Annotated in this window: 23 protein-coding genes; all 23 read left to right on the top strand. The window is 42.1% G+C overall.

Annotation, left to right across the window (positions count from 1 at the left end):
• A partial coding sequence (locus ACI43T_RS11210; protein WP_452299608.1) for an EF-Tu C-terminal domain-related protein occupies window positions 1-77 on the top strand: 77 nt, incomplete at its 5' end.
• 17 nt (window positions 78-94) lie between these two features.
• A complete protein-coding gene (gene rpsJ, locus ACI43T_RS11205; protein WP_002642322.1) occupies window positions 95-406 on the top strand; it encodes a 30S ribosomal protein S10 in 312 nt (103 codons plus the stop codon).
• A 250-nt stretch (window positions 407-656) separates the two neighbouring features.
• Window positions 657-1,301: a 50S ribosomal protein L3 gene (gene rplC, locus ACI43T_RS11200; protein ID WP_002215400.1), complete on the top strand. Its 645-nt coding sequence runs from the start codon at window positions 657-659 to the stop codon at window positions 1,299-1,301.
• Window positions 1,301-1,921: a 50S ribosomal protein L4 gene (rplD, locus tag ACI43T_RS11195; RefSeq protein ID WP_002218573.1), complete on the top strand. Its 621-nt coding sequence runs from the start codon at window positions 1,301-1,303 to the stop codon at window positions 1,919-1,921. Before rplC ends, rplD begins: the two co-directional genes overlap by 1 nt.
• On the top strand, window positions 1,918-2,232 hold the full coding sequence (rplW, locus tag ACI43T_RS11190) for a 50S ribosomal protein L23 (RefSeq protein WP_002231529.1): 315 nt from the start codon (window positions 1,918-1,920) through the stop codon (window positions 2,230-2,232). Before rplD ends, rplW begins: the two co-directional genes overlap by 4 nt.
• A 5-nt stretch (window positions 2,233-2,237) precedes the next feature.
• Window positions 2,238-3,071, top strand: coding sequence for a 50S ribosomal protein L2 (gene rplB, locus ACI43T_RS11185; protein ID WP_003742892.1), 834 nt, complete (start codon window positions 2,238-2,240; stop codon window positions 3,069-3,071).
• A 5-nt stretch (window positions 3,072-3,076) separates the two neighbouring features.
• Window positions 3,077-3,355, top strand: coding sequence for a 30S ribosomal protein S19 (gene rpsS / locus ACI43T_RS11180; RefSeq protein ID WP_002215422.1), 279 nt, complete (start codon window positions 3,077-3,079; stop codon window positions 3,353-3,355).
• An 8-nt stretch (window positions 3,356-3,363) separates the two neighbouring features.
• On the top strand, window positions 3,364-3,693 hold the full coding sequence (gene rplV, locus ACI43T_RS11175) for a 50S ribosomal protein L22 (protein ID WP_003675877.1): 330 nt from the start codon (window positions 3,364-3,366) through the stop codon (window positions 3,691-3,693).
• A gap of 9 nt (window positions 3,694-3,702) precedes the next feature.
• The gene (rpsC, locus tag ACI43T_RS11170) at window positions 3,703-4,398 is read left to right on the top strand and encodes a 30S ribosomal protein S3 (RefSeq protein ID WP_003675878.1); all 696 of its coding nucleotides are present in this window, start codon (window positions 3,703-3,705) and stop codon (window positions 4,396-4,398) included.
• Window positions 4,382-4,798, top strand: coding sequence for a 50S ribosomal protein L16 (gene rplP, locus ACI43T_RS11165; RefSeq protein ID WP_003675880.1), 417 nt, complete (start codon window positions 4,382-4,384; stop codon window positions 4,796-4,798). Before rpsC ends, rplP begins: the two co-directional genes overlap by 17 nt.
• Window positions 4,798-4,989, top strand: coding sequence for a 50S ribosomal protein L29 (gene rpmC, locus ACI43T_RS11160; RefSeq protein ID WP_377079974.1), 192 nt, complete (start codon window positions 4,798-4,800; stop codon window positions 4,987-4,989). The genes rplP and rpmC overlap by 1 nt, the downstream gene beginning before the upstream one ends.
• Window positions 4,989-5,252, top strand: coding sequence for a 30S ribosomal protein S17 (gene rpsQ / locus ACI43T_RS11155; RefSeq protein WP_003707145.1), 264 nt, complete (start codon window positions 4,989-4,991; stop codon window positions 5,250-5,252). The genes rpmC and rpsQ overlap by 1 nt, the downstream gene beginning before the upstream one ends.
• Before the next feature lie 227 nt (window positions 5,253-5,479).
• A complete protein-coding gene (gene rplN, locus ACI43T_RS11150; RefSeq protein ID WP_002215434.1) occupies window positions 5,480-5,848 on the top strand; it encodes a 50S ribosomal protein L14 in 369 nt (122 codons plus the stop codon).
• A gap of 11 nt (window positions 5,849-5,859) precedes the next feature.
• Window positions 5,860-6,183: a 50S ribosomal protein L24 gene (gene rplX / locus ACI43T_RS11145; RefSeq protein WP_308022463.1), complete on the top strand. Its 324-nt coding sequence runs from the start codon at window positions 5,860-5,862 to the stop codon at window positions 6,181-6,183.
• A 9-nt stretch (window positions 6,184-6,192) separates the two neighbouring features.
• Window positions 6,193-6,732, top strand: a complete 540-nt coding sequence (gene rplE / locus ACI43T_RS11140) for a 50S ribosomal protein L5 (protein ID WP_003759725.1) — start codon at window positions 6,193-6,195, stop codon at window positions 6,730-6,732.
• A 2-nt stretch (window positions 6,733-6,734) separates the two neighbouring features.
• Complete coding sequence (gene rpsN / locus ACI43T_RS11135) at window positions 6,735-7,040, top strand: 30S ribosomal protein S14 (protein WP_003684736.1); 306 nt, start codon at window positions 6,735-6,737, stop codon at window positions 7,038-7,040.
• Window positions 7,041-7,054: 14 nt separating this feature from the next.
• On the top strand, window positions 7,055-7,447 hold the full coding sequence (gene rpsH / locus ACI43T_RS11130) for a 30S ribosomal protein S8 (RefSeq protein ID WP_003742898.1): 393 nt from the start codon (window positions 7,055-7,057) through the stop codon (window positions 7,445-7,447).
• Window positions 7,448-7,460: 13 nt separating this feature from the next.
• A complete protein-coding gene (gene rplF / locus ACI43T_RS11125; RefSeq protein ID WP_377079970.1) occupies window positions 7,461-7,994 on the top strand; it encodes a 50S ribosomal protein L6 in 534 nt (177 codons plus the stop codon).
• 13 nt (window positions 7,995-8,007) lie between these two features.
• Window positions 8,008-8,361, top strand: a complete 354-nt coding sequence (gene rplR, locus ACI43T_RS11120) for a 50S ribosomal protein L18 (RefSeq protein WP_377079968.1) — start codon at window positions 8,008-8,010, stop codon at window positions 8,359-8,361.
• A 17-nt stretch (window positions 8,362-8,378) separates the two neighbouring features.
• Complete coding sequence (gene rpsE, locus ACI43T_RS11115; protein ID WP_003742903.1) at window positions 8,379-8,897, top strand: 30S ribosomal protein S5; 519 nt, start codon at window positions 8,379-8,381, stop codon at window positions 8,895-8,897.
• Entirely contained in the window at window positions 8,890-9,075 is a 186-nt protein-coding gene (gene rpmD, locus ACI43T_RS11110) for a 50S ribosomal protein L30 (RefSeq protein WP_003759717.1), read from the top strand. Before rpsE ends, rpmD begins: the two co-directional genes overlap by 8 nt.
• A gap of 1 nt (window position 9,076) precedes the next feature.
• Window positions 9,077-9,511, top strand: a complete 435-nt coding sequence (gene rplO, locus ACI43T_RS11105; RefSeq protein ID WP_009175229.1) for a 50S ribosomal protein L15 — start codon at window positions 9,077-9,079, stop codon at window positions 9,509-9,511.
• A 13-nt stretch (window positions 9,512-9,524) separates the two neighbouring features.
• The gene (gene secY / locus ACI43T_RS11100) at window positions 9,525-10,841 is read left to right on the top strand and encodes a preprotein translocase subunit SecY (RefSeq protein WP_377079965.1); all 1,317 of its coding nucleotides are present in this window, start codon (window positions 9,525-9,527) and stop codon (window positions 10,839-10,841) included.
• Window positions 10,842-10,844 lie beyond the last annotated feature (3 nt).

Below are 10,844 nucleotides of genomic sequence, written 5' to 3'. Positions count from 1 at the left end.
AAGAAGGTCTGCGTTTTGCGATTCGCGAAGGTGGCCGTACCGTAGGTGCGGGTGTGGTTTCTTCTATCATTGCTTAATTGAAGGATATCGATAAATGGCAAACCAAAAAATCCGTATCCGCCTGAAAGCTTATGATTACAGCCTGATTGACCGTTCTGCTCAAGAAATCGTTGAAACTGCAAAACGTACCGGTGCCGTTGTAAAAGGTCCGATTCCGTTGCCAACTAAAATCGAGCGTTTCAACATTCTGCGTTCTCCACACGTGAACAAAACTTCTCGTGAACAATTGGAAATCCGCACCCACTTGCGCCTAATGGATATCGTGGACTGGACTGACAAAACTACTGACGCGCTGATGAAGCTGGACTTGCCGGCCGGTGTTGATGTAGAAATCAAAGTCCAATAAGGACTTACTAAAAACCGAGCAGTTTAGTCTGTTCGGTTTTTTCATGAAATTTTAGGTTGTCTGTGCGTTGTCACAACGCTTTTCTGAATTAAGAGGGGATAGATTATTAAGAAATTAAATTTAAATTTTGTTGATATTTCTTTGATTTGTCAATTATAATAGAAAGCTTGATACACTTGTATCAAGTTTAACTTTGTTTGAAAGGCAGGCCAATCGTAGCCCGCCCCTTTACTTTAAAAGGAAAATAATCATGACTTTAGGTCTGGTTGGACGCAAAGTTGGTATGACCCGCGTGTTCGACGAACAGGGTGTTTCTGTTCCGGTAACCGTTTTGGATATGTCTGCCAACCGCGTTACACAAGTAAAATCCAAAGATACTGACGGCTATACTGCCGTTCAAGTTACCTTTGGTCAGAAAAAAGCTAACCGTGTCAACAAAGCTGAAGCTGGGCACTTTGCAAAAGCAGGTGTTGAAGCCGGTCGCGGTTTGATCGAGTTTGCTTTGACTGAAGAAAAACTGGCTGAATTGAAAGCCGGTGATGAAATCACCGTTTCTATGTTTGAAGTCGGTCAACTGGTCGATGTAACCGGTACCTCTAAAGGTAAAGGTTTCTCCGGTACGATCAAACGTCATAACTTCGGTGCCCAACGTACTTCCCACGGTAACTCCCGTTCTCACCGTGTTCCAGGTTCTATCGGTATGGCGCAAGACCCAGGTCGCGTGTTCCCCGGTAAACGCATGGCCGGTCAATACGGCAACACCAAAGCAACTGTTCAAAAACTGGAAGTTGTACGTGTCGATGCAGAACGCCAACTGCTGTTGGTTAAGGGTGCTGTTCCGGGTGCGGTCAACAGCGATGTTGTAGTTCGTCCTAGCGTGAAAGTAGGTGCGTAATGGAATTGAAAGTAATTGACGCTAAAGGACAAGTTTCAGGCAGTCTGTCTGTTTCTGATGCTTTGTTCGCTCGCGAATACAATGAAGCGTTGGTTCATCAGCTGGTAAATGCCTACTTGGCAAACGCCCGCTCTGGCAACCGTGCTCAAAAAACCCGTGCCGAAGTAAAACACTCAACCAAAAAACCATGGCGTCAAAAAGGTACTGGTCGTGCCCGTTCCGGTATGACTTCTTCTCCGCTGTGGCGTAAAGGTGGTCGTGCGTTCCCGAATAAACCCGACGAAAACTTCACTCAAAAAGTAAACCGTAAAATGTACCGTGCCGGTATGGCGACTATTCTGTCCCAATTGGCCCGTGACGAGCGTTTGTTTGCTATCGAAGCGTTGACTGCTGAAACTCCTAAAACCAAAGTTTTTGCTGAACAAGTGAAAAATCTGGGTCTGGAGCAAGTGCTGTTTGTAACCAAACAGCTCGATGAGAATGTTTACTTGGCTTCACGCAACTTGCCAAACGTGTTGGTTTTGGAAGCTCAACAAGTTGATCCTTACAGCTTGCTGCGTTACAAAAAAGTAATCATCACTAAAGATGCAGTTGCACAATTAGAGGAGCAATGGGTATGAATCAACAACGTTTGACTCAAGTGATTTTGGCACCTATCGTTTCTGAAAAAAGCAACGTATTGGCTGAAAAACGCAACCAAATGACGTTTAAAGTTTTGGCAAATGCAACCAAACCTGAAATCAAAGCTGCTGTTGAGCTGCTGTTCGGTGTTCAAGTTGCTTCTGTAACTACTGTTACCACTAAAGGCAAAACTAAGCGTTTTGGTCGTACTTTGGGCCGCCGCAGCGACGTTAAAAAAGCTTATGTAAGCTTGGCTGCCGGTCAAGAGTTGGATTTGGAAGCCGCTGCTGCAGCTGCAGATAAGGAATAAACAAAATGGCAATCGTTAAAATGAAGCCAACTTCTGCAGGCCGTCGCGGCATGGTTCGCGTGGTAACAGAAGGTTTGCACAAAGGTGCGCCTTATGCACCTTTGCTCGAAAAGAAAAATTCTACTGCCGGTCGTAACAATAATGGTCATATCACCACCCGTCACAAAGGCGGCGGTCATAAACACCATTACCGTGTTGTAGACTTTAAACGTAACAAAGACGGTATCCCTGCAAAAGTAGAGCGTATTGAATACGATCCTAACCGTACTGCCTTCATTGCACTGTTGTGCTATGCAGACGGTGAGCGTCGCTACATCATCGCTCCTCGCGGTATTCAAGCCGGTGCTGTATTGGTTTCCGGTGCTGAAGCTGCCATCAAAGTAGGTAACACTCTGCCGATCCGCAACATTCCCGTTGGTACGACTATCCACTGTATCGAAATGAAACCTGGTAAAGGTGCACAAATTGCACGTTCTGCCGGTGCTTCTGCGGTATTGCTGGCTAAAGAAGGTGCATACGCTCAAGTCCGTCTGCGCTCTGGCGAAGTTCGTAAAATCAACGTAGATTGCCGTGCAACCATCGGTGAAGTCGGTAACGAAGAGCAAAGCCTGAAAAAAATCGGTAAAGCTGGTGCCAATCGTTGGCGTGGTATTCGTCCGACCGTTCGTGGTGTTGTCATGAACCCTGTCGATCACCCGCATGGTGGTGGTGAAGGTCGTACCGGTGAAGCTCGCGAACCGGTTAGCCCATGGGGTACTCCTGCTAAAGGCTACCGCACTCGTAATAACAAACGCACGGATAACATGATTGTTCGTCGTCGTTACTCAAATAAAGGTTAATTAGTATGGCTCGTTCATTGAAAAAAGGCCCATATGTAGACCTGCATTTGCTGAAAAAAGTAGATGCTGCTCGTGCAAGCAACGACAAGCGCCCGATTAAAACTTGGTCTCGTCGTTCTACCATTCTGCCTGATTTTATCGGTCTGACCATTGCTGTACACAACGGCCGCACGCATGTGCCGGTGTTTATCAGCGATAACATGGTTGGTCATAAATTAGGTGAATTCTCATTGACCCGTACCTTTAAAGGCCACTTGGCTGATAAAAAGGCTAAAAAGAAATAAGGTGAATCATGAGAGTAAATGCACAACATAAAAATGCCCGTATTTCAGCTCAAAAAGCTCGTTTGGTAGCTGATTTGATTCGTGGTAAAGACGTTGCCCAAGCTTTGAATATTTTGACTTTTAGTCCTAAAAAAGGTGCTGAGTTAATTAAAAAAGTATTGGAATCAGCTATTGCTAATGCCGAGCACAATAACGGTGCCGACATTGATGAGTTGAAAGTGGTAACTATCTTTGTTGACAAAGGTCCAAGCTTGAAACGTTTCCAAGCTCGTGCCAAAGGTCGCGGTAACCGCATTGAAAAACAAACTTGTCATATCAATGTGACAGTGGGCAACTAAGGAAAAGCTATGGGACAAAAGATTAACCCTACAGGCTTTCGCCTGGCGGTAACTAAAGACTGGGCTTCAAAATGGTTTGCTAAAAGCACCGACTTTTCTGCTGTTTTGAAACAAGATATTGATGTTCGTAACTATCTGCGTAAAAAATTAGCGAATGCTTCTGTTGGTCGCGTAGTTATTGAACGTCCTGCAAAATCTGCACGCATTACTATCCACTCTGCCCGTCCAGGCGTAGTAATTGGTAAAAAAGGTGAGGATATCGAAGTTCTGAAACGTGATTTACAAGCCTTGATGGGCGTGCCTGTTCATGTGAATATCGAAGAAATCCGTAAACCTGAATTGGATGCACAAATTATTGCTGATGGTATTGCTCAGCAATTGGAAAAACGTGTTCAATTCCGCCGTGCTATGAAACGCGCTATGCAAAATGCTATGCGTTCAGGAGCAAAAGGTATCAAGATTATGACCTCAGGTCGTCTGAATGGTGCAGATATTGCTCGTAGCGAATGGTATCGTGAAGGTCGTGTACCTCTGCATACTTTGCGTGCTAACGTAGATTATGCAACTAGCGAAGCTCATACTACTTATGGCGTGCTGGGTCTGAAAGTTTGGGTCTATACTGAAGGTAATGTAAAGACTTCAGCTAAACCTGAGCATGAAAAGAAACAAAGAAAGGCAGGTGGACGTAATGCTGCAGCCAACTAGACTGAAATACCGCAAGCAACAAAAAGGTCGCAATACTGGTATTGCTACTCGCGGTAACAAAGTAAGTTTCGGTGAGTTCGGTTTGAAAGCCGTTGGTCGTGGTCGTTTGACTGCCCGCCAAATCGAAGCTGCTCGTCGTACAATGACTCGCCACATTAAACGTGGTGGTCGTATTTGGATTCGTGTATTCCCTGACAAACCAATTACTGAAAAACCTATTCAAGTTCGTATGGGTGGCGGTAAAGGTAACGTGGAATATTACATTGCCGAAATCAAACCAGGCAAAGTGTTGTATGAAATGGACGGTGTTCCAGAGGCTTTGGCTCGTGAAGCATTTGAATTGGCTGCTGCCAAATTGCCTATTCCTACGACCTTTGTAGTAAGACAGGTAGGTCAATAATGAAAGCAAATGAATTGAAAGGCAAATCTATTGAGCAATTAAATGCAGATTTGTTGGACTTGTTGAAAGCTCAGTTTGGCTTACGTATGCAAAACGCAACTGGTCAATTGGGTAAACCAAGCGAATTAAAACGTGTACGTCGCGATATTGCTCGTATTAAAACCATTTTAACTGAAAAAGGTGCTAAGTAATGAGCGAAAATAAAAATGTTCGTACTTTGCAAGGCAAAGTGGTAAGCGACAAAATGGACAAAACTGTTACAGTGTTGGTTGAGCGTAAAGTAAAACACCCTCTGTACGGTAAAATTATCCGTTTATCAACTAAAATCCATGCCCATGATGAAAATAATCAATATGGAATTGGTGACGTAGTAGTAATTGCGGAATCTCGTCCACTGTCAAAAACCAAATCTTGGGTTGTTAAAGAACTGGTTGAGAAAGCACGTACTGTTTAAAATTTAATACAGTTAGCTTTAATAAGAAACGAAGTGTTGCGCCAAAGTGAATTTGCGTGTAAACTTCGTTTCTTATCTTTCAGTTTCTTCTGGAAGTTTCTTCCCCTCGGGATCCAAGACTGGTTTACTAGAACCGTGATGGTTTCATTTAGTTAGCTCATTTTTTTAATAAGTGGGCGAGTTATATGAAAATGGTAAATTAAGTTGGTTAATTTAAAGGTACTAATATGATTCAAATGCAGACCATCTTAGATGTGGCTGATAACTCTGGTGCGCGTCGCGTGATGTGTATCAAGGTGTTGGGCGGATCTAAGCGTCGCTACGCTTCTGTTGGCGATATTATTAAAGTCGCAGTTAAAGATGCGGCCCCACGTGGTCGTGTCAAAAAAGGAGATGTATACAATGCAGTTGTTGTTCGTACTGCTAAAGGTGTGCGTCGTCCTGATGGTGCGTTGATTAAATTTGATAACAACGCCGCCGTGTTGTTAAACAATAAACTTGAACCTCTGGGTACTCGTATTTTTGGTCCGGTAACCCGCGAGTTGCGTACTGAACGATTTATGAAAATCGTTTCATTGGCGCCTGAAGTGTTATAAGGAATAGCGCGATGAATAAAATCATTAAAGGTGACCAAGTTGTTGTGATTGCTGGTAAGGATAAAGGTAAGCAAGGTCAAGTAGTTCGCGTATTGGGTGGTAAAGTTGTTGTTGAAGGTGTTAACGTTGTAAAACGTCACCAAAAACCTAATCCGATGCGTGGTATTGAAGGTGGTATTGTTTCCAAAGAAATGCCGTTGGATATTTCTAATGTTGCAATCCTGAATCCGGAAACTAATAAAGCAGACCGTGTTGGTATTAAACTGATTGAGAATGAAGGCAAAGTTAAGCGCGTTCGTTTCTTCAAATCAAATGGCTCTATTATTGGAGCATAAGGAGATAACATGGCTCGTTTGAGAGAGTTTTATAAAGATACAGTTGTTCCTGAATTGATTAAACAGTTTGGTTACAAGTCAGTAATGGAAGTTCCTCGTATTGAAAAAATTACTTTAAATATGGGGGTTGGAGAGGCTGTTGCTGATAAAAAAGTTATGGAGCATGCAGTATCTGATTTAGAGAAAATTGCTGGTCAAAAACCAGTAGTTACTGTTGCTCGTAAATCTATTGCTGGCTTTAAAATTCGCGATAATTATCCTGTAGGTTGCAAAGTAACATTGCGTCGTGATCAAATGTTCGAATTCTTGGATCGTTTGATTACTATTGCATTACCTCGAGTGCGTGACTTCCGTGGTGTAAGTGGCAAATCTTTTGATGGCCGTGGTAATTACAACATGGGTGTTCGCGAGCAAATCATTTTCCCGGAAATTGAATACGATAAAATTGATGCTTTGCGTGGTTTGAATATCACTATTACAACTACTGCAAAAACTGATGAAGAAGCTAAAGCTTTATTGTCACTATTCAAGTTTCCGTTTAAAGGATAATCATGGCTAAGAAAGCACTTATTAATCGTGAACTGAAACGTCAAGCTTTGGCGAAAAAGTTTGCAGCCAAACGTGAGGCAATTTTTGCTGTTATTAATGATGCGAATGCAACTGAAGAGGAGCGTTTTGAAGCTCGTCTGAAATTTCAATCCATTCCGCGTAATGCAGCTCCTGTACGTCAACGCCGTCGTTGTGCTTTGACAGGTCGTCCTCGTGGTACTTTCCGTAAATTCGGTTTGGGTCGTATTAAAATCCGTGAAATCGCTATGCGTGGCGAGATTCCTGGTGTTGTTAAAGCTAGCTGGTAATAGGAGTATTAATAATGAGTATGCATGATCCTATTTCCGATATGTTGACTCGTATTCGTAATGCGCAACGTGCCAATAAGGTAGTAGTTGCCATGCCTTCTTCCAAATTAAAGTGTGCAATTGCAAAGGTCTTGAAAGAAGAAGGTTATATCGAGGATTTTTCGGTTTCTGCTGATGCGAAGCCGGTATTGGAAATTCAATTGAAATACTATGCAGGTCGCCCTGTGATTGAGCAAATTAAACGTGTTTCACGTCCAGGTTTGCGTATTTATAAAGCTTCTAGTGAAATTCCCAATGTTATGAACGGTTTGGGTATCGCTATTGTTAGTACTTCTAAAGGTGTGATGACTGACCGCAAGGCTCGTTCTGAGGGTGTTGGTGGTGAGTTGTTGTGCATTGTAGCCTAGTGGAGAAAAGTAAATGTCACGTATCGCAAAAAACCCAGTGACTGTTCCTGCTGGTGTAGAAGTAAAATTTGGAACAGAAGCATTGGTTATCAAGGGTAAGAATGGCGAGTTGTCCTTTCCTTTGCATTCTGATGTTGCCATTGAATTAAACGATGGTAAATTAACTTTTGCTGCAAAAAATGACAGTAAACAGGCAAATGCTATGTCAGGTACTGCTCGTGCATTAGTTAATAATATGGTTAAAGGTGTTTCAGAAGGTTTTGAGAAAAAACTACAATTGATTGGTGTGGGTTACCGTGCTCAAGCTCAAGGCAAAGTTTTGAATTTGTCTTTGGGTTTTTCTCATCCAATCGTATATGAAATGCCTGAAGGTGTTTCTATTCAAACTCCTAGCCAAACAGAGATCGTTTTGACTGGTGCAGATAAACAAGTAGTTGGTCAAGTCGCTGCTGAAATTCGTGCATTCCGTTCTCCTGAGCCTTATAAAGGTAAGGGTGTTCGTTATGTAGGTGAAGTGGTAGTGATGAAAGAAGCCAAGAAAAAATAATTGAGGTTCACTAATGGATAAACATACAACCCGACTCCGTCGTGCACGCAAAACCCGTGCACGTATTGCGGACTTGAAAATGGTAAGATTATGTGTGTTCCGTAGCAATAATCATATTTATGCTCAAGTAATTAGTGCTGAGGGTGATAAAGTATTGGCTCAAGCCTCTACATTGGAAGCTGAAGTGCGTGGTAGTCTGAAATCTGGTAGCAACGTCGAGGCAGCTGCAGTAGTAGGAAAGCGCATTGCTGAGAAAGCTAAAGTAGTAGGTGTAGAAAAAGTTGCTTTTGATCGTTCAGGTTTCCAATATCACGGTCGTGTGAAAGCTTTGGCTGAAGCTGCACGTGAAAATGGTTTAAGCTTCTAATAATTGGAGACTTTCAGATGGCAAAACATGAAATTGAAGAACGTGGTGACGGCCTGATTGAAAAAATGGTCGCAGTTAATCGCGTAACTAAAGTAGTTAAAGGTGGTCGTATCATGGCTTTCTCTGCGCTAACAGTTGTTGGTGATGGTGACGGTCGTATTGGTATGGGCAAAGGTAAGTCAAAAGAAGTGCCGGTAGCTGTTCAAAAAGCGATGGATCAAGCTCGTCGCTCTATGATTAAAGTACCTCTAAAAAATGGTACGATTCATCATGAGGTTATTGGGCGTCATGGTGCTACCAAAGTCTTTATGCAACCTGCTAAAGAAGGTAGTGGTGTGAAGGCAGGTGGTCCTATGCGCTTAGTTTTCGATGCTATGGGTATTCATAACATTTCTGCTAAAGTGCATGGTTCTACAAATCCTTATAACATTGTACGAGCTACATTAGACGGCTTGTCTAAGTTGTATACACCTGCTGATATCGCTGCTAAACGTGGCTTAACAGTAGAAGACATTTTAGGAGCAAGCCATGACTGAGCAAAAAAAGATTAAAGTCACATTGGTGAAGAGCCTGATTGGTACAATTGAATCTCATCGTGCATGTGCTCGTGGTTTAGGTTTGCGTCATCGTGAGCATACAGTAGAGGTTTTAGATACCCCTGAAAACCGTGGCATGATTAACAAAATCAGCTACTTGTTGAAAGTGGAGTCTTGATATGTTTCTAAATTCTATTCAACCTGCTGAGGGTGCTACCCACGCTCGTCGTCGTGTAGGTCGTGGTATTGGTAGCGGTTTAGGTAAAACCGGTGGTCGTGGTCATAAAGGTCAAAAAAGCCGTTCTGGTGGTTTTCATAAAGTAGGTTTTGAAGGTGGTCAAATGCCTTTGCAACGTCGCCTACCAAAACGTGGTTTCAAATCGTTGACTGCTGCTGCAAATGCTGAGATTCGTTTGAGTGAATTGAACTTACTTGCTGTAAATGAGATTGATGTATTAGTTCTCAAGCAAGCTGGGTTGGTTCCTGCAACTGTTTCTAGTGTAAAAGTTATTGCTTCTGGTGAGCTTTCGAAAGCTATTGTCCTGAAAGGTATTAAAGCCACTAAGGGTGCTAAAGTTGCTATTGAAACTGCTGGTGGCAAAGTAGAAGAATAAGGTTTGAACTATAGTGGCTAATCAACAATCTTCTTCATCAGGTTTATTCAAGTCAATAGATTTGAAGAAGCGTTTGCTATTTTTATTGGGTGCCTTAATTGTTTTTCGTATTGGCGCTCACATTCCTGTTCCTGGGGTGGATGCAGTTGCATTGGCTAAATTGTATGAGAGCGCTGGAAGCGGAATACTGGGAATGCTAAACATGTTCTCTGGAGGATCGTTAGAGCGCTTTAGTATATTTGCAATCGGTATTATGCCATATATTTCGGCTTCAATTATCGTTCAGTTAGCTTCCGAAATCCTTCCTTCTTTGAAGTCTTTAAAGAAGGAGGGGGAAGCAGGGCGAAAAGTTATTACGAAATATACGAGATATGGTACCGTATTACTAGCAATTCTGCAGAGTTTGGGTGTAGCAACATTTGTGTTTCAACAAGGTGTTGTTGTTGCAGCTTCTCTGGAGTTCCATATTTCTACGGTAGTCTGTTTGGTTACTGGGACTATGTTTTTAATGTGGCTTGGTGAACAGATAACGGAAAGAGGAATTGGTAACGGTATTTCATTGATTATTACAGCAGGGATTGCTGCTGGAATACCGGCCGCAATTGTGCAGTTAGTTACCTTAACAAACCAAGGTTCGATGAGTATTTTTACTGCTATTTCGATAATTTTCGGTGCCTTACTTTTAATCTATATTGTAGTTTATTTTGAAAGTGCGCAGCGTAAAATACCTATTCACTATGCGAAACGCCAATTTGGGAATAATGTAATCCAAGGTCAAAACACTCACATGCCGTTTAAGCTTAATATGGCGGGAGTAATACCACCTATATTTGCATCAAGCATTATTTTATTTCCTTCCACTCTTTTAAGTTGGTTTGGATCAAATAATACTGATAATTTGTTGCATAGGATTGCAGGATTATTGCAGCATGGTCAACCGCTGTATGTTTGTCTATTTGCAGCCACAATTATCTTTTTTTGCTATTTTTATACGGCTCTTGTATTTAGTCCCAAAGAAATGGCGGAAAATCTGAAAAAAAGTGGTGCATTTGTGCCTGGAATTCGTCCAGGAGGGCATACTTCTCGGTATTTAGAAGGAGTTGTGCTGCGATTGACTTTGTTTGGTGCCCTGTATATCACAGTCATTTGTTTAATCCCTGAGTTTTTAACAACTACTTTTAATATTCCATTTTATTTAGGTGGTACATCCTTATTAATTTTAGTTGTTGTTACTATGGATTTTAATACACAAATTAACTCATACCGCATGTCTCAACAATACGAAAGTTTGATGAAACGTACAGATATGAAATCATTATCGCGTAAATAAGAA

The sequence above is a fragment of the Neisseria oralis genome (assembly GCF_045062685.1).
Classification (GTDB): Bacteria; Pseudomonadota; Gammaproteobacteria; order Burkholderiales; family Neisseriaceae; genus Neisseria; species Neisseria oralis.
This window is presented reverse-complemented; position numbering and strand designations above follow the sequence as displayed.

Excerpts from the sequence above, each read along its gene's own strand:
- rplC (WP_002215400.1), top strand. The coding sequence starts at position 657 with ATGACTTTAGGTCTGGTTGGACGCAAAGTTGGTATGACCCGCGTGTTC.
- rpsS (WP_002215422.1), top strand. The coding sequence starts at position 3,077 with ATGGCTCGTTCATTGAAAAAAGGCCCATATGTAGACCTGCATTTGCTG.
- rplO (WP_009175229.1), top strand. The coding sequence starts at position 9,077 with ATGTTTCTAAATTCTATTCAACCTGCTGAGGGTGCTACCCACGCTCGT.
- rpsE (WP_003742903.1), top strand. The coding sequence starts at position 8,379 with ATGGCAAAACATGAAATTGAAGAACGTGGTGACGGCCTGATTGAAAAA.
- rpmD (WP_003759717.1), top strand. The coding sequence starts at position 8,890 with ATGACTGAGCAAAAAAAGATTAAAGTCACATTGGTGAAGAGCCTGATT.
- rplN (WP_002215434.1), top strand. The coding sequence starts at position 5,480 with ATGATTCAAATGCAGACCATCTTAGATGTGGCTGATAACTCTGGTGCG.
- rplD (WP_002218573.1), top strand. The coding sequence starts at position 1,301 with ATGGAATTGAAAGTAATTGACGCTAAAGGACAAGTTTCAGGCAGTCTG.
- rpmC (WP_377079974.1), top strand. The coding sequence starts at position 4,798 with ATGAAAGCAAATGAATTGAAAGGCAAATCTATTGAGCAATTAAATGCA.
- rpsQ (WP_003707145.1), top strand. The coding sequence starts at position 4,989 with ATGAGCGAAAATAAAAATGTTCGTACTTTGCAAGGCAAAGTGGTAAGC.
- rplX (WP_308022463.1), top strand. The coding sequence starts at position 5,860 with ATGAATAAAATCATTAAAGGTGACCAAGTTGTTGTGATTGCTGGTAAG.
- rplR (WP_377079968.1), top strand. The coding sequence starts at position 8,008 with ATGGATAAACATACAACCCGACTCCGTCGTGCACGCAAAACCCGTGCA.
- rplF (WP_377079970.1), top strand. The coding sequence starts at position 7,461 with ATGTCACGTATCGCAAAAAACCCAGTGACTGTTCCTGCTGGTGTAGAA.
- rplV (WP_003675877.1), top strand. The coding sequence starts at position 3,364 with ATGAGAGTAAATGCACAACATAAAAATGCCCGTATTTCAGCTCAAAAA.
- rpsC (WP_003675878.1), top strand. The coding sequence starts at position 3,703 with ATGGGACAAAAGATTAACCCTACAGGCTTTCGCCTGGCGGTAACTAAA.
- rplP (WP_003675880.1), top strand. The coding sequence starts at position 4,382 with ATGCTGCAGCCAACTAGACTGAAATACCGCAAGCAACAAAAAGGTCGC.
- rpsJ (WP_002642322.1), top strand. The coding sequence starts at position 95 with ATGGCAAACCAAAAAATCCGTATCCGCCTGAAAGCTTATGATTACAGC.
- rplE (WP_003759725.1), top strand. The coding sequence starts at position 6,193 with ATGGCTCGTTTGAGAGAGTTTTATAAAGATACAGTTGTTCCTGAATTG.
- rpsN (WP_003684736.1), top strand. The coding sequence starts at position 6,735 with ATGGCTAAGAAAGCACTTATTAATCGTGAACTGAAACGTCAAGCTTTG.
- rplW (WP_002231529.1), top strand. The coding sequence starts at position 1,918 with ATGAATCAACAACGTTTGACTCAAGTGATTTTGGCACCTATCGTTTCT.
- rpsH (WP_003742898.1), top strand. The coding sequence starts at position 7,055 with ATGAGTATGCATGATCCTATTTCCGATATGTTGACTCGTATTCGTAAT.
- rplB (WP_003742892.1), top strand. The coding sequence starts at position 2,238 with ATGGCAATCGTTAAAATGAAGCCAACTTCTGCAGGCCGTCGCGGCATG.